Origin of the sequence: Stenotrophomonas sp. CASM114 (assembly GCF_049384325.1) — a bacterium.
Taxonomy (GTDB): domain Bacteria; phylum Pseudomonadota; class Gammaproteobacteria; order Xanthomonadales; family Xanthomonadaceae; genus Stenotrophomonas; species Stenotrophomonas muris.
The window spans coordinates 15,515-34,599 of the sequence record NZ_JBMRGJ010000017.1 but is presented as its reverse complement, the minus strand read 5'-3'; the positions used below and the strand labels follow the sequence as shown (position 1 = coordinate 34,599).

20 protein-coding genes and 2 riboswitches are annotated in these 19,085 nt (G+C 67.4%); of the genes, 13 read left to right on the top strand and 7 right to left on the bottom strand.

From position 1 onward, the window contains the following. Window positions 1–578: 578 nt before the first annotated feature. The 4 genes from VG566_RS15260 to VG566_RS15245 form a co-directional block, all read right to left on the bottom strand. A complete protein-coding gene (locus tag VG566_RS15260) occupies window positions 579–1,142 on the bottom strand; it encodes a TlpA family protein disulfide reductase (protein WP_111205589.1) in 564 nt (187 codons plus the stop codon). Further along, window positions 1,139–3,520 carry a protein-disulfide reductase DsbD domain-containing protein gene (locus VG566_RS15255; RefSeq protein WP_241884803.1) on the bottom strand — a complete coding sequence of 794 codons (2,382 nt, stop codon included), beginning with the start codon at window positions 3,518–3,520 and terminating at the stop codon, window positions 1,139–1,141. The genes VG566_RS15260 and VG566_RS15255 overlap by 4 nt, the downstream gene beginning before the upstream one ends. Next, entirely contained in the window at window positions 3,517–3,855 is a 339-nt protein-coding gene (cutA, locus tag VG566_RS15250; protein WP_014648595.1) for a divalent-cation tolerance protein CutA, read from the bottom strand. Before cutA ends, VG566_RS15255 begins: the two co-directional genes overlap by 4 nt. A 68-nt stretch (window positions 3,856–3,923) precedes the next feature. Beyond that, window positions 3,924–5,714, bottom strand: a complete 1,791-nt coding sequence (locus VG566_RS15245; RefSeq protein WP_241884802.1) for an endonuclease — start codon at window positions 5,712–5,714, stop codon at window positions 3,924–3,926. Window positions 5,715–6,025: 311 nt separating this feature from the next. Here VG566_RS15245 and VG566_RS15240 point away from each other — a divergent pair, with 311 nt between their 5' ends. The 3 genes from VG566_RS15240 (at window position 6,026) to VG566_RS15230 (ending at window position 8,788) form a co-directional block, all read left to right on the top strand. Beyond that, entirely contained in the window at window positions 6,026–6,313 is a 288-nt protein-coding gene (locus VG566_RS15240; protein WP_005411227.1) for a co-chaperone GroES, read from the top strand. 81 nt (window positions 6,314–6,394) lie between these two features. Continuing rightward, complete coding sequence (groL, locus tag VG566_RS15235) at window positions 6,395–8,044, top strand: chaperonin GroEL (protein ID WP_005411226.1); 1,650 nt, start codon at window positions 6,395–6,397, stop codon at window positions 8,042–8,044. A gap of 132 nt (window positions 8,045–8,176) precedes the next feature. Continuing rightward, window positions 8,177–8,788 (top strand): DUF6445 family protein, encoded by a 612-nt coding sequence (locus VG566_RS15230; protein ID WP_032958237.1) that lies wholly within the window; start codon window positions 8,177–8,179, stop codon window positions 8,786–8,788. A gap of 92 nt (window positions 8,789–8,880) precedes the next feature. Here the strand turns inward: VG566_RS15230 and VG566_RS15225 are convergent, their stop codons facing one another. Both VG566_RS15225 and VG566_RS15220 read right to left on the bottom strand, forming a co-directional pair. After that, complete coding sequence (locus tag VG566_RS15225) at window positions 8,881–10,044, bottom strand: serine hydrolase domain-containing protein (RefSeq protein ID WP_241884801.1); 1,164 nt, start codon at window positions 10,042–10,044, stop codon at window positions 8,881–8,883. A 67-nt stretch (window positions 10,045–10,111) separates the two neighbouring features. Further along, a complete protein-coding gene (locus tag VG566_RS15220) occupies window positions 10,112–11,041 on the bottom strand; it encodes a retropepsin-like aspartic protease (protein ID WP_046432775.1) in 930 nt (309 codons plus the stop codon). Between the two features lie 106 nt (window positions 11,042–11,147). On the opposite strand from VG566_RS15220, the gene VG566_RS15215 reads away from it, so the two are divergent. The 7 genes from VG566_RS15215 (at window position 11,148) to VG566_RS15185 (ending at window position 16,599) form a co-directional block, all read left to right on the top strand. Beyond that, complete coding sequence (locus tag VG566_RS15215) at window positions 11,148–11,855, top strand: response regulator transcription factor (protein ID WP_014648590.1); 708 nt, start codon at window positions 11,148–11,150, stop codon at window positions 11,853–11,855. 32 nt (window positions 11,856–11,887) lie between these two features. Further along, a complete protein-coding gene (locus VG566_RS15210; RefSeq protein ID WP_241884812.1) occupies window positions 11,888–13,186 on the top strand; it encodes an ATP-binding protein in 1,299 nt (432 codons plus the stop codon). A gap of 72 nt (window positions 13,187–13,258) precedes the next feature. Further along, window positions 13,259–13,759, top strand: a complete 501-nt coding sequence (locus VG566_RS15205) for a MarR family winged helix-turn-helix transcriptional regulator (RefSeq protein WP_032958244.1) — start codon at window positions 13,259–13,261, stop codon at window positions 13,757–13,759. Next, window positions 13,756–14,496: a DNA alkylation repair protein gene (locus VG566_RS15200; protein ID WP_241884800.1), complete on the top strand. Its 741-nt coding sequence runs from the start codon at window positions 13,756–13,758 to the stop codon at window positions 14,494–14,496. The genes VG566_RS15205 and VG566_RS15200 overlap by 4 nt, the downstream gene beginning before the upstream one ends. 48 nt (window positions 14,497–14,544) lie before the next feature. Next, window positions 14,545–14,883: a DUF6616 family protein gene (locus tag VG566_RS15195; RefSeq protein WP_046432768.1), complete on the top strand. Its 339-nt coding sequence runs from the start codon at window positions 14,545–14,547 to the stop codon at window positions 14,881–14,883. 90 nt (window positions 14,884–14,973) lie between these two features. Continuing rightward, window positions 14,974–15,231, top strand: a complete 258-nt coding sequence (locus VG566_RS15190; RefSeq protein ID WP_014648585.1) for a hypothetical protein — start codon at window positions 14,974–14,976, stop codon at window positions 15,229–15,231. Window positions 15,232–15,525: 294 nt separating this feature from the next. After that, window positions 15,526–16,599 carry a 3-deoxy-7-phosphoheptulonate synthase gene (locus VG566_RS15185; RefSeq protein WP_014038657.1) on the top strand — a complete coding sequence of 358 codons (1,074 nt, stop codon included), beginning with the start codon at window positions 15,526–15,528 and terminating at the stop codon, window positions 16,597–16,599. A 262-nt stretch (window positions 16,600–16,861) separates the two neighbouring features. Here VG566_RS15185 and VG566_RS15180 read toward each other — a convergent pair whose 3' ends face one another. Continuing rightward, on the bottom strand, window positions 16,862–17,479 hold the full coding sequence (locus tag VG566_RS15180; protein ID WP_005411215.1) for a trimeric intracellular cation channel family protein: 618 nt from the start codon (window positions 17,477–17,479) through the stop codon (window positions 16,862–16,864). An 82-nt stretch (window positions 17,480–17,561) separates the two neighbouring features. Next, window positions 17,562–17,667: riboswitch (glycine riboswitch) on the bottom strand. Window positions 17,668–17,680: 13 nt separating this feature from the next. Beyond that, window positions 17,681–17,770, bottom strand: a riboswitch (glycine riboswitch). A gap of 40 nt (window positions 17,771–17,810) precedes the next feature. Between VG566_RS15180 and VG566_RS15175 the strand changes: the two genes are divergently transcribed. The 3 genes from VG566_RS15175 (at window position 17,811) to VG566_RS15165 (ending at window position 19,082) form a co-directional block, all read left to right on the top strand. Further along, the gene (locus VG566_RS15175) at window positions 17,811–18,086 is read left to right on the top strand and encodes a GIY-YIG nuclease family protein (protein ID WP_032958252.1); all 276 of its coding nucleotides are present in this window, start codon (window positions 17,811–17,813) and stop codon (window positions 18,084–18,086) included. Window positions 18,087–18,230: 144 nt separating this feature from the next. After that, on the top strand, window positions 18,231–18,662 hold the full coding sequence (locus tag VG566_RS15170) for a nuclear transport factor 2 family protein (RefSeq protein ID WP_049439281.1): 432 nt from the start codon (window positions 18,231–18,233) through the stop codon (window positions 18,660–18,662). Between the two features lie 3 nt (window positions 18,663–18,665). Next, the gene (locus VG566_RS15165) at window positions 18,666–19,082 is read left to right on the top strand and encodes a hypothetical protein (protein WP_241884799.1); all 417 of its coding nucleotides are present in this window, start codon (window positions 18,666–18,668) and stop codon (window positions 19,080–19,082) included. Window positions 19,083–19,085: the final 3 nt, after the last annotated feature.

Sequence of the window (19,085 nt, the reverse complement as noted above, 5' to 3'; positions counted from 1 at the left end):
AATTAGTCGCGGAATTCTCCGTGGCGCCCTGCCTGCGGTCAAGCAGGGGTTGCCGGCCGGGCTGCGCCCGGCACCCGCGGTAGTGCCGGCCGCTGGCCGGCAACCTCAGAAGCAACAGCCGAAGCAACAGCGGGTTTCCTGTGAGGAAGCGGGGCGGGTCCGGTTGCGGGGGACGGCGCAAGTACGTCCCTGTAGCCTTGGCCGCGGCATCCATGCCGCGGACACCCCCTCAACCGGACCCACCCCGCCTTCGACAGTTTCCTGCGATCTGTCGGAACGACGTTCTGCTTTGGTGGGTGCCGACCGTTGGTCGGCACGGGGTCTGATTCCGTTCTGAATATCGATAGATGTGTCGACCAAGGTCGACACCTACCAACAGCCGCCGGAATCTGTCGAAGGTGGGGCGGTGTGGCTGTGCAGGACCGTTGGCGCCATGGATGGCGCCATCGAGCTCCCACGGACGGGTTTACGGCGTGTCCTGCACAGCCACAGCGCCCCGCCATCCCACGGAAAGCCCGCTTTGGCTGTTGCCGTTGCATTGAGCAGGGTGCAGGGCTGCAAGCCCTGCAAAAACACCCTCACTTCACCCAGCTGTCGATCTCGCCGTGGGCGAACGGTCCCAGCTTTGCCTTCACCCGCCGCCCTTGTGCATCGAACAGCACGCTGTAGGGCAGCAGGCCCTGCGTATTGCCCAGCTGCACGCTGGCATCAAGCGGCCCCGGGGTTTCGATCACGATCGGATAATCCACCGGTACCCGCTGCAGGAAACCGCGCACGTCTTCCGGCGTATCCAGCGCCAGTCCCAGCACCTGCACACCGTGCTCGCCCTGGATATGTGCGAAACGCGCCAGTTCGGGCATTTCTTCCACGCAGGGCGCGCACCAGCTGGCCCAGACATTGATCAACAGCGGGCGACCGCCAGCGTGCTGGCGCAGGTCCAGCGGCCGGCCTTCAAGATCGGGCAGCGACAGCGCGGGCAGGCTGTCGCCGACCTGCAGGGCAGGTGCCGCAGCCGCCACAGCAGGTGCCGCCGGCACGGCCTCAAGCGCCACCGGTCCCGGTGCCAATCGATGCCCGGCCCACAGGCCGAGGCCGGCGGCCAGCACCGCTGTCCACAGCAGCGCTGGCCGTTGCCACTTCATCGTGCGGTGCGCAGCAGCGCTTCCTCGACCACCGCCTGGGTCAACAGGGTCGGCAGCACGGTCGGCGGCGCACCCGGGCCGTACACCACGTACAGCGGCACGCCCACGGCCTTGTGCTCTTCAAGGAACGTGGTGATCTGCGGGTCGACGTTGGTGTAGTCACCGCGCATGTACACCGCGTTGGTGCGCTTGAGCAGTTCCTTGAACTCCGGCCGCGACAGCACGGCACGTTCATTGGCCTTGCAGCTCACGCACCAGTCGGCAGTCATGTTGACGAACACCACGCGGTTGTCCGCACGCAGGCGGTCCAGCAACTGCGGCGAATACTCCACCACGTTGTCGCTGGCGGCCTGTGCGGCGCGTGCCGGCGCTGCCAGCTGGGTCACGCCCCAGGCAGGAACCAGCGCGCCGATCGCCAGCAGCACGCCGAGCAGGGTCACCGCACGCGAGCCGGTCCAGCGATTGCGCTCGAACAGCCACAGGCCGAAGGCGAACAGCAGCAGGCCACCCAGCACCAGTGCCATGCCGTCCACGCCGCGCTGTTTGCCCAGCACCCACAGCAGCCACAGCGCGGTGGCATACATCGGGAAGGCCAGCACGTGCTTGAGCGTTTCCATCCACGGGCCGGGCTTGGGCAGGCGGCGTGCCAGCGCCGGCACGAAGCCGATCAGCAGGAACGGCAGCGCCAGGCCCAGGCCGAGGAACAGGAATACGGTCATCGCCTTCAGCGGCGGGGCAATGAAGGCATAGGCGATCGCCCCGCCCATGAACGGGCCGACGCAGGCGCTGCCGACCAGGCAGGCCAGCGCACCGGTGAAGAAATCGCCGGCCGGGCCGCTGCGGCTGGCCAGCGACTGGCCGAGGTTGCCGATGCCGCCGCCCAGGGTGAACACGCCGGACAGGCTCAGGCCCACCGCGAACATGATGTAGGCCAGCGCCGCCACCACGCCCGGGTGCTGCAGCTGGAAGCCGATGCCGACGGCGTTGCCGATCGCGCGCAGGCCCACCATCAGCGCGCCGATCACCGCGAACGCGACCAGCACGCCCAGCGTGTACCAGAGGGCATGGCTGCGTGCCCGCTCAGGGCTTTCGCCACTCTGCGCCAGGCTCAGCACCTTCAGCGACAGGATCGGCAGCACGCAGGGCATCAGGTTCAGCACCAGGCCACCGGCCAGCGCCAGCAGCAGCACCCAGACGAACGAACGGTCCGGGTTCGGGGTTGTCGCCGGTGGGCGCGTGCGCAGTGCGTTGCCATCGCGCGCGTCGGCGGCGAACTCATTGCGCGCGCCCTCACTGCCGCTGGCGGCGGGAGTGGCAATGCCGTCGTTGGGGACGGTCGGCAGCAGGCGCAACGGTGCGCCGTTGGCGGATTCACGTGGCACGCCGGCGGCGGGCAGCGGGCTGATCACCTCGTTGCGCGCTGGCGCCTGGTCAATGCTGGCGGACAGCTTGCCAGCGGGAATCGACAGCTTCACCCGGCGGGTCATCGGCGGGTAGCAGATGCCGTCGGTCTGGCAGCCCTGGAAGGTCACCACCAGGGTGCTGTCGACGGCATCAGTGACAGTGCGGCGCAGCGGCAGCGGCACTTCCACCTGGTTGAAGTAGACCGAGACATCGCCGAAGTGCTCGTCGCGATGCGATTGCGCGGCTGGCCAGCGCGGCTTGCCGGCCAGCACGCCGGCGCTGCCTTCCAGCTTCAGCGAGGTGCGGTCGCGATACAGGTAATAGCCGGGCGCTGGGCTGAAGCGCAGCAGCAGGGTGTTGCCGTCACTGGCGATGGCATCGAAGCCGAACGCCTGTTCCGACGGCAGCGGCAGGGCCTGGCTGTTGTTGGCCGCGCCCGGCAGGCGCAGGCCACCGCTGTTGCCGGCACCGGCCAGCGGGTTGTTGAACGGGCTGGCCGCACCGGCACGCGCGGCAGGCACCGCCGCCGCCGCACCGGCGCCCGGCAGGGTGACCTGCACCACGCGCTTCTGCGGCGGGTAGCAGACACCGGCATCGGCGCAGCCCTGGTAACGCACTTCCAGGCTGATGGTGCCGGCCGCCTCGGACGGCGTGCCGGGCAGGGTGGCCTGCAGGCGCTCGCGATAGGTCTCGACTTCGCCGAAGAAATCGTCGTGGTGCTTGTCGCCCTTGGGCATCTGCAGCGCGCCGGCATTGAAGGCCGGGTCGGCCTTGACGCTGGTGCGGTGGCGATAAAGGTAATAGCCCGGTGCGATCTTGAACTGCAGTTGCACCTGGCCCCGTTCGGGGGCAATGGCGGTCAGCGCGAACGCCTGGTCCACCGGCAGCAGGTCCTTCTCATCCAGCGCGAAGGCCGGCAGCGAGAGCCACAACAGGGCGCACAAGGTGGCGCCGCGCGCAAACAGAGTCTTCAATCAGTGTCCTCCCGGGTCTGTGCCCGGATCCAGTCCAGATACGCCGGCAGGCCGGCCCGGGTTTCGACCGCGATGCACTCCGGGAGTTCATACGGATGCAGTGCGACGATCCGGGCAATTGCGTCATCGACGCGGCTCGCGGTGGTTTTCACCAGCAGCTGCAGTTCGGCGTCGGTGGTCACCTCGCCCTGCCAGCGGTAGGTCGACTGCGCGCCATCGAGGCGGGTCACGCATGCCGCCAGGCGCTCGCCGACCAGCGCGTGCGCGATGCGCTCGGCACTGGCCCGGTCCGGGCAGGTGGTCAACAGCAGCAGGACGGGATCGACGGTCGACATGACCGCCGAGTATAGGGCCGCCGCCGGGTCAGGGCCCGGCGGCGGCCGTGGACCGCTGCGTTGCGCGGTCAGTTGGCCAGCTGGCAGGTGGCCGGCTTGGCCGAGGTGAACAGGGCCGGGGTTGCCCACTCGGGGTGGTCGATGAACGGGTTGCGGTTGCCCTGGAAGCTGTAGATCACGTCATTGCGCGCACGCTCGGCATCATCCGGCGGATCGGACAGGTGCCAGTCGATCAGCGTGGACAGCAGGCCCATGTAGGCCGGCGAACTGCTGGTCTTGACGATTTTGCTGCGGTCGTCGGTCAGCTCCAGGTCCGGCTCGGACTGGCCGGTGGCCGCATCCTTGCCGCCCTCGTAACGGATCGCCATGTACATCACCGCACGCGCCATGTCGCCCTTGCGCTTGCCCCACACCTCGAAGGTGCCGGTGTTGCCGTCCGGCGTGCGCACCCAGTTGGAGTTGCCCGGATAGCCGCCGCTGCCGCCGCCCTGGCCGTTGTTGGCCTCGGTGGCGCGCTCGCCGCAGTTGGCGTCGCACTTGCCGAACGGCTTGTTGCCACGGTCGGCGTTCCACTGCGCGTCGGTCAGGTACAGCATGTGGGTGTCGGTATACGGCGCGTACGGCAGGCCCTTGTCACCGGTGGTGGTGGCAAAGCCCAGCGAGTTCGGCCAGGTGTGCTCGCGGTTGTACTTCAGGCCACTGCCACTGCCGGCGCGATCGGTCACCTTGGCGTAGCTGTGGTTGCGATATGCATCGAGGATCCTGCCGGAATTGTTCGGATCCTCGTCGGCGATTTCCAGAATGGTCCAGGTACTGGTGCCCGAGCCGCTGTAAGGGTAGGCGGTGTGACCCTTGATGGTGGCATGCAGCGAGCAGCGCAGCTGGCTGGGGCTGCTGGTGTTGACCTTGGAGTAGTAGCCGGCCGGCACGCCCGGGTTGCCCGGGTCCGGATTGCCGCCGGTGCTGGCCACGGTGAAGGCGATGCGGCTGTCGGCGGCCGGGTGCGCGCCCTGCAGGTCGGTGATGCGCGCGGCGCGGATGTCGAAGCGGCAGGCCTCACCGGCCACCAGCGCAGTGTTGGTGGACAGCTTCACGCTGCGGCCGCTGGCCGGGAAGGTCAACGGCACGCTGCCGGAGGTGCCGCAGCTCAGGGCGAAGGCGCCACTGGCCAGGTTCACCGTCTCGCTGAACACCACTTCCAGGTCGGCGGCGGCCGGGAAGGTGCTGCTGCCCTGCGCCGGGGTGGTGGTGGAGACCGACGGCGGTGTGTTCGGGCCCGGCGTGCCGCCGCCACTGAACGTCTGGCCGTTGTTGCAGCTGCCGAAGGTCTGCCTGGCCGACTCGGCCCAGGTGAAGTGGGTGTACTGGCTGCCGCTGCCGGTCAGCTGCAGCGAGGTGCCCGGGGCCGTGCTGTTGGTCTCGGCCACCGGGATGTTCTGGCTGGTCATGCCGGCGGCAGGGCCACCGGAGGCGGTGATGGCGCCCTCGTAGCTGAGGAACTGGACCACCTTGCCGCTGGCATCGACCAGGGCGATGCCGTCGTTGGGGCCGTTCTGGATGCCGTTGGTCGGGTAGTTGACCACGGCGATGGTCGCGCTGCCGCAGCCGGCGGCGGTGCCGGCCGGGACCGGGTTGTTGACGTAGACCGCGGCCGCCGAAGGATTGCTGCCGTTGTAGAGGTAGAGGCGGTAGCCGGACAGGTCCTCGCCCGCGGTGGCGACCACCTCGATGGCTTCGCCGACGTCACCGGCGGCGGTGCTGTCGTCGTAGTGCAGTTCGTTGATGAAAACCTCGGCCTGGGCCGGCGCGGCGGCCAGTGCCAGCAGGCAGGCGGCGGCAAGCGGGGACAGCAATCGCATCGACTACTCCTTGTGATTGGGAATGCCTGACCGAGCCTAAGGCCGATCCAGTGACACTTTGTCGTAAATGAACGTCAGATATCTGACAGTGCGACGCTTGTCACCGAAATTGTCGAGGACCGACGCCTTGGCCGAGGCGCGCGGGCGGAAAAATTTTTTCATTCCGCCCTTGAAAGGGGGCGGCGGGGCTCCATCTCTGCCCTGCTCCCGACGTTGTCGGGTTTCTTCACGTGCGGTTCTGGCACTCGCCTGGGGTGAGTGCTAACATCGCCGGACTTTTTTAGACCAATCAATCACTTAAGAGGTCTCCTATGAGCATCAAGCCGCTGCACGACCGCGTTGTGGTCAAGCCGATCGAAGCCGACGAAATCTCCGCCGGTGGCATCGTCATCCCCGACTCGGCCAAGGAAAAGTCCACCAAGGGTGAGGTCGTGGCCGTCGGCCCGGGCAAGCCGCTGGACAACGGCAACGTGCGCGCGCCGTCGCTGAAGGTCGGCGACAAGGTCATCTACGGCCAGTACGCCGGCAGCTCGTACAAGAGCGAAGGCGTCGAATACAAGGTCCTGCGCGAAGACGACGTGCTCGCCGTCATCGGCTGAGCCCCGGCGCGACCTGTTTCAACCTGATCCCAAACTCCCAGCCGCCGGGCATCGTCCGGCGCTACCAATGAGGTAAATGCAATGGCTGCCAAGGATATTCGTTTCGGTGAAGACGCCCGTTCGCGCATGGTGCGCGGCGTCAACGTTCTCGCCAATGCCGTCAAGGCCACCCTGGGCCCGAAGGGCCGCAACGTCGTGCTGGAAAAGAGCTTCGGCGCGCCGACCATCACCAAGGACGGCGTCTCCGTCGCCAAGGAGATCGAACTGGCTGACAAGTTCGAGAACATGGGCGCGCAGATGGTGAAGGAAGTTGCTTCGCGCACCAACGACGATGCCGGCGACGGCACCACCACCGCCACCGTGCTGGCCCAGGCCCTGATCCGCGAAGGCGCCAAGGCCGTTGCCGCCGGCATGAACCCGATGGACCTCAAGCGCGGTATCGACAAGGCCGTCTCGGCCGCCGTCGCCGAGCTGAAGAACATCTCCAAGCCGACCGCCGACGACAAGGCGATCGCCCAGGTCGGTACCATCTCGGCCAACTCGGACGAATCGATCGGCCAGATCATCGCTGACGCGATGAAGGAAGTCGGCAAGGAAGGCGTCATCACCGTTGAAGAAGGCTCGGGCCTGGACAACGAGCTGGACGTGGTCAAGGGCATGCAGTTCGACCGCGGCTACCTGTCGCCGTACTTCATCAACAACCAGCAGTCGCAGACCGCTGACCTGGATGACCCGTTCATCCTGCTGCACGACAAGAAGATCTCCAACGTCCGTGACCTGCTGCCGGTGCTGGAAGGCGTCGCCAAGGCCGGCAAGCCGCTGCTGATCGTGGCCGAGGAAGTTGAAGGCGAAGCGCTGGCCACCCTGGTGGTCAACACCATCCGTGGCATCGTCAAGGTCGTGGCCGTCAAGGCCCCGGGCTTCGGCGACCGTCGCAAGGCGATGCTGGAAGACATGGCCGTGCTGACCGGCGGCACCGTGATCTCCGAAGAAGTCGGCCTGTCGCTGGAGAAGGCCACCATCAAGGACCTGGGCCGCGCCAAGAAGGTGCAGGTCTCCAAGGAGAACACCACCATCATCGACGGCGTCGGCGACAAGGCCAACGTTGATGCACGCGTGGCGCAGATCAAGACCCAGATCCAGGACACCTCCTCGGATTACGACCGCGAGAAGCTGCAGGAACGCGTGGCCAAGCTGGCCGGCGGTGTTGCCGTGATCAAGGTCGGCGCCTCGACCGAAATCGAAATGAAGGAAAAGAAGGATCGCGTCGACGACGCCCTGCACGCCACCCGTGCGGCCGTTGAAGAAGGCGTGGTTCCGGGCGGCGGCGTTGCCCTGGTCCGCGCGATCACCGCGCTGGCCGGCCTGAAGGGCGCCAACGAAGACCAGAACCACGGCATCCAGATCGCCCTGCGTGCGATGGAAGCCCCGCTGCGCGAGATCGTGGCCAACGCCGGCGACGAGCCGTCGGTCATCATCAACAAGGTCAAGGAAGGCACCGGCAGCTTCGGTTACAACGCCGCCACCGGCGAGTTCGGCGACATGCTGCAGTTCGGCATCCTGGACCCGACCAAGGTGACCCGTTCGGCGCTGCAGAACGCCGCTTCGATCGCTGGCCTGATGATCACCACCGAAGCCATGGTTGCCGAAGCTCCGAAGAAGGACGAGCCGGCCATGGGTGGCGCCGGTGGCATGGGCGGCATGGGTGGCATGGGCGGCATGGACTTCTAAGTCCACGTCCCCGGCGGTCGTTGCCGACCCTGGTCGGCACGCCCTCCCGATGCAAGGAAGAACCCCGCCGCAAGGCGGGGTTTTTCGTTGCCCGGTTGCCGCCGCAGCAGCGCATCGCTACGCTCGGTGGCCATGCCTACCTCGTTCATCGTCGTCGACGACTTCCTTTCTCCTGCCGATGCGCAGGGGCTGCGCCAGGCGGCGCTGGGCCTGACCTATCCGGTGCAGGAGGGCGCATTCCCCGGCCGCAATTCGCAGCAGCGGCTGGAACTGGACGGGCTGTCCGGCGCGGTCTCGCGGCTGGTCAACGAACCGCTGCGGCCGGTCAACCCACTGCAGTCGCACGGCAAGTTCCGCCTTACCCTGGCCGGTGACACCGGCCGCGCCAAGGTGCACGCCGATCACTCGCACTGGTCGGGCATCCTCTACCTGAGTGCACCGGAGCACTGCGAGGGCGGCACCGAGTTCTTCCGCCACCGCCGTACCGGCACCGAGCGCATGGCCCTGGATGCAGCGGAGCTGGCCGCATTGGGCTATGCCAACGGCGGCGACATGCATCGTGACATCATCGAGCGCGACAGCAACGACGACAGCCAGTGGGAAATGACCATGCGCATCCCGATGCGTTTCAACCGGCTGGTGCTGCTGCGGCCCTGGTTCTGGCATACCGCCGGGCCAGCGTTCGGCGACCGCCCGGAGAATGGCCGGCTGGTGTACCTGATGTTCTTCGAGCAGGCGCGCTGAGCGGAGCAGGTATCCACGCGTGAGGTGGATCCACACGCCATGCATGGTTGCTCCCATCCCTCCGCACTCCCCGCCCAGGGATCATCGCGCCTTCATTCGACGAAGGCCTTCGCCGCGCCGTACTCCCACTGCCATGGCACGCCGGTATCACCCAGCACGAACGCCACCAGTGCCGGGAAGGTGGCCTCGGCCCGTACATCGTTGCCCAGGATCACCACGCAGCGTTTGTGCCGCTCGATGCACACCAGAGTGTTGCCGACCGCATCGTCGTGGCCGCCCTTGTAGAAGCCTGCACCCTGGGGGCCACGGAAGGTCACCACGCCCAGGCCCGCGGCCAGATCCCGGTGCTGGTGCGCAACGGGCAGCTCCGGCTGCAGCGTTGGGAACTGGCTGGCGGTGGTGATCGGCAGCTGCGGCCGCACCAGTTCCCTGCGCATTGCCGCAGACAGCCCATCGCCGCGCACATAACCGGCGGCGAAGTGGGCCATGTCGGTGATGGTGGTATCCATCGATCCTGCCGCCCGCACACGGCTGCGTTGATCGTGCGGCTCTGTATTGCCTTCGACGGTCCAGCCATCGGCCAGGTTGCCGGCGAAATCCGCGCGCCACGACATGCTGGTGCGCGTCATGCCGAAGCGATCGAACACGCGCTGCTGCATCAACGCACCCACATCCTCGCCCATTCGCCCACGTTCGATCACGAACTGCAGCAGGATCAGGCCCTCGCCGGAATAGCCGTAGCGGCTGCCGGGCTCGAAGTGGAACTTCAACCGGCCATCCGGTTCGAGAAAGCCGAAGTTGGCAAAGCCGCTGGCGTGATTCAGCAGCTTTCGCGGCGTGAGCCGGCGCCAGCGTGCATCACTCGCCAGCACGCTGTAGTCGGCGTACTTTTTCGGTTCGGGCGGGTAGTCTGGCAGCGGCACGTCCAGAGCTGTGGCGATGCTGGCATCCAGATCGATCACCCCGTCCTGCGCCAGCTGTGCGACCAGGTGGCCGAAGGCCATCTTGGTGAGCGATGCGGCATACATCACGGTGTCGGTGCGCAGCGGCTCGCCTGCGGCGTTGCGTTCACCGTAGGCGGCCACATGCACCACCTTGCCGTCATCGATCACCGCCAGCGCCATCCCGCGCGCATGGGCCGCCTGCATCAGCCGCTGTGCTTCGGCATCGATGCGAGTGGGCGAGGGCACGGGTGGCGGCGCGGCCAGTACCGCCAGCGGGAGCAGCGTCAGCAACATCAGGGTGGCACGGCACATGCGTGGAACTCCTGGTGGGGCGCACGGTGATGCTACGCCGGGCTGCCGCTGGCGTCATCGCCAGTTGTCAGCCGGCCTGCGGCCGGCGCAGGCAGATCCGTGCTGCGCCGGCACCGATGTCCACCTGGCCGCCGCGCATTGCATCGGCACCGAGGATCAGCGCCGGCCGGCCCTCCAGGCCGATCGCCTTGAACACCGGCAGTTCGCTGATGCGGACCTCCATCGACGGGTGCTGCCAGCCGCCGCCGGTCATGCCGGGCAGGGTGTACAGCCAGGTTGCCTGCTTGCCGCCGCCCAGGCCTTCGGTGCCCTTTTCACGCACCCGCACCCGCGCGTCGCTGCCGTCGGTGCGCAGCCCCAGTGCGCGGGCGGCTTCGGCGTTGAGGACGGTCTGTGCGGCACCGGTGTCGACCACGGCGATGGCGTCCACCGCGGGCGCGCCCAGTGCAAGCGTGATGAAGCCGAACTGGCGCAGGCCGCCAGTGCGGCCGGGCAGCGCATTGGGCTGGCAACCCGGTCCTTCCAGGTTCAATCCGCCGGGTGTCCACAGCGCCAGTTGATTGCGGCCGAAGTCCCAACGGGTGTCCCAGCGCCCGGTCAGATCGTTGCCGATCAAGCCGTCGATGGCTGGATCATCATCCTTCGGCAACGATGACAGATCCACGTTCATGGCTTGGGCCTGCAGCTGCCAGCTGCCCAGCTGCCAGGACGTGCTGCGCATGCGCTGCAACCGCGCCGAAGCTGCACTCGCCCCTTGCGCCTGTGATACCTCTGCATCCGCATCCTCCAGGCCATAGCGCCGCACGACGCGGGCATCGACCAGCGTTGCCCCCGCGGCACTGTCGACCACGAAGCGCAGCGGTTCGGCGCGCCCGTCCAGCGAGACGGCCACCGCCGGATGACCGCCCTGCATCCACATCGGCAGGATGTGCGCGGCGGCGTTGGAGGCGAGCGCAGGCAAGGGAGCGGCGAACAGGGGCAACAGGAAGAGGCGCAAGGGAAGACTCCGCAGTGATCGTGGGTGACCATTGGCGCACGGCGGCGTATCGCCGGAATATCGGCGTTGATACCGTCCTGATACACAGGTGCTGGATACTGTCCGAATGAGTACTCCCATCCGTGTCATCGTCGTCGACGACGATGCCAGCATCCGCGACGCCATCGCCGACCACCTGCTGCTGCACGGCTACCAGGTACGCCTGGCGGCGGATGCGGCGGCACTGGACGTGCTGCTGCAGGCCGAACGACCGGACCTGATCATCCTCGACTGGATGATGCCCGGTGAGGATGGGCTGTCGGTCTGCCGCAGGCTGCAGGCGAGGGCGATCCCGATCCTGATGCTGTCGGCGATGGGGGCTGCACCGGACCGCGTGATCGGCCTGGAGATGGGCGCGGACGACTACCTGGCCAAACCCTTTGATCCGCGTGAACTGCTGGCGCGGGTACGCGCACTGCTGCGCCGTCAGGACAAGCTGCGCACGCAGGTGGCCAGCGAGCTGCGGTTTGATGGCTGGCGATTGCTGCCCGACCAGCGTCGCCTGTTCGCACCGGACGGTGCCGAGCTGGTGCTGAGTCGTGGTGAGTTTTCCCTGTTGCTGGCGCTGGCCGAACGTCCCGGGCGGGTGCTGGGGCGTGAGCAGCTGCTGCAGTTGAGTCGCGGAGAAGCCAGTGACAGCGTGGACCGTGCCATCGACCTCGCGATCAGCCGCCTGCGCCGCAAGCTCGGGCAGGCCGCGTCCGGGGCAGAAGCCCTCGTGCAGACACTGCGCGGGGAAGGGTATCGCTTCGACGCCGAGGTACAGGTGCTGTGAGCAGCCGGTGGTCGACCACACGCTGGATCGCGATGCTGGCGCTGGCCAGCCTGCTGCTGGCAACCCTGGTCAGCGTTGCCGTGGTGGGTTGGATGCCCCGGCCCGCGCCGCCACCGATGCGGCTGGACCATGCGATGCAGGTACTGCGTGGGGAACAGGCGCCGGCGTCACTGGGATTGCGCAGGGCGACGCAGGACGCGCCCCCCCAAGGTAGCGCCAGCGACTGGCTCGCGCAGCTGGCGGCCGCGCAGATGGGCATGCCGGCCGAGGATGTACGCCTGGCATGGACGGGGCAGGGCAGGGCGCCCGATGTGCAGGTCATCGAGGGTGGCGCGGTACTGGACGCCTCCGGTCGTGCTGGCGTGCTGAAATCACAGGCCGCGCTGCTGACCGCGATGCAGTGGCCGCCGTTTGAACTGGGGATGCGCCAGGCCGACGGCCGCTGGCGGGTGGTCGGCAGCGACCATAGTGACCTGGCGGCCTGGCGCCGCCAGGTGATGCTCGCCCTGTTGGGCGGTGCGATCCTGCTGGCGCCGTTGGCGGCGTGGGCGTCGATCCGGTTGGGGCGCCCGCTGCGGCGCCTGGCCGAAGCGAGCGCACGCGTCGACCTGCAGGCCGAGTCGCCATTGCCCGACGATGGCCCACGCGAAGTGCAGATGCTGGCCGCCGCGATCAGCACCGGTCGCGAACGCCTGCGGGTCCAGGCACAGGACATGACCCATATGCTGGCGGCAGTGGCGCATGACCTGCGCACGCCCCTGACCGGCCTGCGCCTGCGCGCCGAGTTCGCTCCCGCACCACAGGCCGCCCGGATGGTGGCGGACATCGAACGCATGGACGCGATGATCGAGCAGGTGCTGGACTATGCACGCGGCGAGCTGCAGCCCTTGCAGATGCGCTCGCTGGATCTGGCTGCCCTGCTGCAGGAATGCCTGCAAGGGGCGCTGCTGCGCGGGGTCGACATTTCGCTTCAGTGCCCGGATACGCTGCCGTGGCATGGCGATGCGCTGCTGCTCCGGCGCGCGGTCGACAATCTCATCGACAACGCCGAGCGTTACGCGGGCGCCGTGGAGCTGCATGTCGCCGTGTGGGGACATGGGGTGCAGCTGGATGTGATGGATCGCGGGCCGGGTATCGCCGAAGCTGATCGTGTCCGCCTGCTGCAACCGTTCCAGCGCAGCGAAAGCTCGCGCAGTCGCGCTACCGGTGGGACCGGGCTGGGACTGGCCATGGCCGCCAACGTGGCCAGGCGTCACTCAGGCGAACTGCAGCTGCTGCACCGCGAGGGCGGCGGGCTGATCGCGCGCCTGCTGCTGGGAAAGCTCCCCTGATATCGGCTGTGGTTTACAGATGGCGGCTATCCGGTGATATGATTAGTCGCCTAACCATATTGTGTTCGTGAGATGATCGAAGCCAAGCATCAGGCCCTGCTGGAGGAATCGCAGCGACGCGGCCACGCCAACATCGCGCAACTGCGCCTGTGCTTCCAGCTGCTCTCGTTGTCCTCGTCGATCGATCGCGACTGCGCCGCGCGGCTGGCACCGCATGGGCTCAGCGAGGGCCGCTTCATCGTGCTGTTCCTGCTGCACGGGGCCGGTGGCACGCTGCCGCCGCACCTGCTGGCCGAGCGTGCCGGCGTGACCCGTGCCACCATCAGCGGCCTGCTCGATGGCCTGCAGCGTGAAGGCCTGCTGCAGCGTCGCAGCGATGACGGGGATGGCCGCCGTCTGCAGATCGTATTGACCGCACCGGGAAAGCGCTTGGCCGAGTCGTTGTTCGAGCAGCACACGCAATGGATCAGCGGCCTGTTCGACGGCCTGGATGCGGGTGAACAGCAGCAGCTGTCGCAGCTGCTGCACAAGGTCTGGCAGCACACGGACGGTGGGCGGGAATCGGCAGCATGAGCACGCCCGTTCCTGCGCAAAGGCTGCATGCACTCAACAGTGGCAGCGCTGCTGCAACCCATCTGGCCGAATGCCTGGCCGTGGATTTCACCGCGCTGCTGCAGGTGGTGGCGCCTGCCCTTGAGCCGGAATCGCTGCAATGCATGCGCGACGCCTCAGGCAAGGGCATCACCCAGCGCATGGCGCTGGCGGCGCGGTTGCTGCACGAAGCCGGACAGGGGGAGCCTGCGCGCTGGCAGGCGCATGCGTCAGACACGGTGCGTGGCTGGGCCTGCTACCTGATCGGCGGCGAAGCCGACGCGACGCTGCCGGCCAAGCTGCAGGCGATGCGGCCACTGGCTGACGACCCGCACTTCGGCGTGCGCGAATGGGCGTGGCTGGCGCTGCGTGCCGACATTGTTGCCGCACCACTGCAGGCGCTGGAGTACCTGCAACCATGGACGCATGAAGGATCGCCGTACCTGCGCCGCTTCGCCTGCGAAGCGCTGCGCCCGCGCGGCGTGTGGGCCACACATGTCGCGCTGTTCAAGCGGCAGCCGGAACTTGCAGAGGCGATGCTGGAAGCACTCGCCGACGACCCGGAGCGCTATGTGCAGGACTCGGTCGGCAACTGGCTCAATGATGCCGGCAAGACACAGCCGCAGTGGCTGCGTGCGCTGTGCGCGCGCTGGCAACAGCAGCACCCTGGTGATGCCAATGCCTACATCCGCAAACGCGCCATGCGCTCGCTCCGGTAGTGCCGGCCGCTGGCCGGCAACCCCCCAAACCTTCAAGGAAGAAGCAGCATGTCGCACACCTTCATCGAGCTCTACACCGCCACCCCCGCCTGGACCACGCTCCAGCCCGAGCAGCGGAATGCCTTCTTCGCCCGTATCGGTGCAGGCATGCAGCAGTTCGATCCAGTCCGCATCACGCTGCTGGCGATGGGCCGCATTGCCAGGGGCGTACAGCACGGCAGCGATGAGCAGTTCTATGCGGTCTGGCGCTGTGCAAGCCGCGCGGACGCCGATGCGCTGGTGGCCGGCATTGCCGCCACCGGTTGGCATCAGTACTTCGCCACCATCAACGCCGTCGGCGCAGACGATGGGATGGGGCAGCACCTTGCCGACCTGGCCGCCTTGTAGCAGCGTCTCCGGACGCGCATGGCACATGCGTCTGTCACCCGGACGCGGTAAACAGGACATTGCCCATGTCCATCCGCAGGGAAGTTGATCATGCAGAGCACGCTCCAGGTCACGCTGTTCGGCCCGCTTGGCGACAGCCCGGCATTGCAGTTGCCGGGGCGGGAAGGGCCGTCGGTGGCCATCCCGGAGGCGGCCCTGCGGCGGTTGGTCTCCGACCTCTACACCACCCGTTCCCTGCTCAATCCCGAGCAGCTGGACGAGGCCAGGCAGGAGCTGGACCGCGTGCTGGAGCGCTGGGCCGACATCCACGAAGGCCTGTTGCTGGACGTGGAAGTGCATGGCAAATGAGCGGCTTTGCGTGGCTGCTGCCGCGTGGGCAGCGCCGGCGCGCGCCTCGCTGAACCGCACCCGCGGTTGCGGATGAAACATTTTGCACTGCGCAAAAGCTGTGCTATCAATACACCCGATGAACGCAGCCGCCACCCGCTTTTACTGGTATTACTTTCCGAAGCCACTGGCGGAGGAAGGACTGCGCTCACCCTGAAGAAAGCTTCAGACGCATTCCCGAAAGCCGCCAGCGAACCTGGCGGCTTTTTTCATGCCGCCACGCTGGGGACCCCAACGTTCCGGAGATCTCCTGCAATGCCCCCGCACACCGACGACCTGCGCATCCGCACCATCGAACCGCTGACACCGCCTGCCCAGCTGCTGGCGATGCTGCCCTGTGACGATGAAGCCTCCGACACCGTCAGCGCCTCGCGCGCGGCCCTGCACCAGATCCTGCACGGCCGTGACGACCGCCTGGCAGTGGTGGTGGGCCCGTGCTCGATCCACGACCCGAAGGCCGCCATCGAATACGCCCAGCGCCTGAAGCCGCTGCGCGACGCGCTGGCCGGCGAACTGGAAATCGTCATGCGTGTGTACTTCGAGAAGCCGCGCACCACGGTGGGCTGGAAGGGCCTGATCAACGACCCGGACCTGGACGGCAGCTTCCGGATCGACAAGGGCCTGCGCATTGCCCGCGGCCTGCTGCGCGACATCAACAAGCTCGGCCTGCCGGCCGGTGTCGAATTCCTCGATGTGATCTCGCCGCAGTACATCGCCGACCTGGTGGCGTGGGGCGCGATCGGCGCGCGTACCACCGAAAGCCAGGTGCATCGTGAGCTTGCCTCGGGGCTGTCGTGCCCGGTCGGCTTCAAGAACGGCACCGATGGCAACGTGAAGATCGCCGCTGACGCGGTGGGTGCGGCGTCCAATCCGCATCACTTCCTGTCGGTCACCAAGCAGGGCGGCACCGCCATCGTGTCGACCACCGGCAATCCGGATTGCCATGTGATCCTGCGTGGCGGCAAGCAGCCGAACTACGACGCCGGCAGCGTCGCCGACGCCTGCCAGGTGCTGGCCAAGGCCAAGCTGCCGACGCGCCTGATGATCGACGCCAGCCACGCCAACAGCCTGAAAAACCCCGAGAACCAGCCGAAGGTGATCGAGGACATCGCTGTTCAGCTGGAAGACGGCGAACAGCGCATCGTTGGCGTGATGATCGAGAGCCATCTGGTCGGTGGCCGCCAGGAACTGGTGGAAGGCCAGCCGCTGGTCTACGGGCAGAGCATCACCGATGGCTGCATCGACTGGGACACCACCGTGACGGTGCTGGAGCGTCTGGCTGCGGCCGTGCGCGCCCGTCGCGACGTGAAGGTGTCCGAAGCAGCCTGATCGAAGCCGCCTGAGTGCGGCACGTGTGTGGATGGCGGCCAGCGCCTGCGGGGGTGCGGCCGCGATCAGGGCCGGTCGGAGTTGGAGGCCGGCCCATCTGCACCGGCGATGCGCCTGGCGCTGCGCATGAGCGACAGCGCCAGGTACATCGCCGGGGTGGTGATACCGCTTCCTGTAGCGTCGAGCCATGCCCGACCTGCGCGCGAAGCGCGTTGGTTTCCTGCAAAGAGCAGTCGAGCATGGCTCGACTTTACGAAGAGGCTCAATGCACTTCGTCGTGGTAGACGAACTTCGGCATTTCCCAGCGGTAGTGGATCGCCAGCAGGCGCAATGCGAAGCCGCCGCCAAGGCAGCACAGGATTGCGGTGGCATCGGCCACGCCCCAGTGCAGCAGCAACAGATAGGCCGCGCCGGTCAGCAGCGCGATGATCGCGTACAGCTCCTTCTGGAAGATGAGTGGCACCTCGTTGCAGAGGATGTCGCGCAGCACCCCGCCGAACGCGCCGGTCAGCATGCCGGCGATCAGCACGATCGGCATTGCATGGCCGGCTTCGCGCGCGATCGAGCAGCCGATCAGGGTGAAGGCGATCAGGCCCAGGCCATCGAGCACCAGGAAGGTGCGGCGGAAGTGGTGCATCCAGCGCGCCACCCAGGTGGCGATCAGCGCCGCGCACACGGTGAAGCCCAGGTACTCGGGGTGCTTCACCCAGCCCAGCGGGTAGTGGCCGAGCAGGATGTCGCGCAGTGAACCACCCCCGAGGGCCGTGACGCAGGCGATCATGACCACGCCGAACAGGTCCATGCGGCGGCGGCCGGCGGACAGTGCGCCGGTCATGGCTTCGGCGGAAATGGCGATCAGGTAGATGATGGACAGCAGCATGGGGCAGGCTCCGGGCGCGGTGGGGCCGGCCATGCGCGACCACCGCCACTGCCTGCGCAATGACGGGATGACGATGACCGGTGCCGCTCCCGCTGTCCTTTTGCCTGAGAGTTCAGCGGCATGGGCCGCGTGCCCCTTCGGCGGATCGTCCCGGGCATGCCCGGTGACCTCTCTCCAGCTCGGCGAGTCGAATGCATGGTTGGTGGGATTCCAGCCCACCGGCCTGAGCGATCATGGGAGCCTGCGCCTTCGGCGGGCGCCAGCGCGGCGCCTCTCTCCTGCATTCGGGCGCCAGTATATCCGCTGCAGTGCAGCACGGCATAATCCAGGCATGGCCCCGTCCGTCCGCCCGTGGTTCCTGTACCTGCTCGAATGCCGCGATGGCAGCTATTACGCCGGCATCAGCACCGATGTGGAGGCGCGTTTCGCCGCCCACCAGGCCGGCAAGGGCGCGCGCTACACCCGGGCCCGGCCGCCGCTGCGCGTGCTGGCCGTGCGCGAATACCCGGACCGGGCCGCCGCCTCGCGGGCCGAGTGGCAACTCAAGCAGCAGCCCCGCGAACGCAAGCTGGCCTGGCTGCAGGCAACGGATCCTGCGCTTCTGTAGAGCCGAGCCCACGCTCGGCTGTTGTTCCGTCTGCCCGATGCGGGAGCCGAGCATGGGCTCGGCTCTACAGTAGATCCACGTCATGCGTGGATGGGCCATTCGGCCCATGCGATGATCGCCCCGCGCCCAGAGCCGGAGACCCGGATGTCCACGATTGCCCTGCTGTTCGCGCTTTCCGCAGCAACGAGCCCTGCCGCCGACGCCGCCACGATCGCGGCCATCGAAGCCACCTGCCACGACTACGTCGATGGCCAGCTGGAGGCCGACCCGCAGCGCGTCGCCCGTTCCCTGCATCCGGACCTGGCCAAGCGCGCTGTGCTCGGCGATACACCCGACGAGCGCCTGGGCCTGCGCCGGATGTCGAAGGAAGAGCTGGTCTCGTTGACGAAACAGGGCGCGCTGAAGACCCCGAAGGATCAATGGGATCGCCGCTGCACGGTGCTGGACGTGACCGGCAACGCGGCCTCGGTGCGGCTGGAAACCCCGTGGTTCGTCGACTACTTCCACATGGGGCGTTTCGACCAGCGCTGGGTCATCGTCAACGCACTGTGGTACCCGAAACCGAAGGCGCACTGAGCGATGCGTGCCGCCGGCAACGCATGGATCTCCGTCGTCGTGCTGGTCGCCAGCATCGCGCTGCTGCCTGGCCTGCTGTATCTGCTCGGGCTGGCATTGGTGGACGGTCGGCCGAAGCCGGCCGACCGCGCGCCCAGTGGCGTGGCTGCGTGCAGCGGTGAGCCACGGGCGGGATACCAGCCGATGAACCCCTGGCGCTTCACCGCCCAGTTCTTCGACAAGGACGGGATGAAGAACAAGGTGCCTGAAGTGGAGCGGGAGGCCTTCTGGATTGCCCGGCGCCACCTGTGGCGGCAACCCCAGCGCGGCATGCTGCGCTGGCATCTCGGCAGTACCGCACTGACGATCTGGATCACCCGGCATTGGAGTACCGCGCAGATTGCCGACACCGCGAGGAAGGAGGACTTCTGCCGGAAGTAGCAA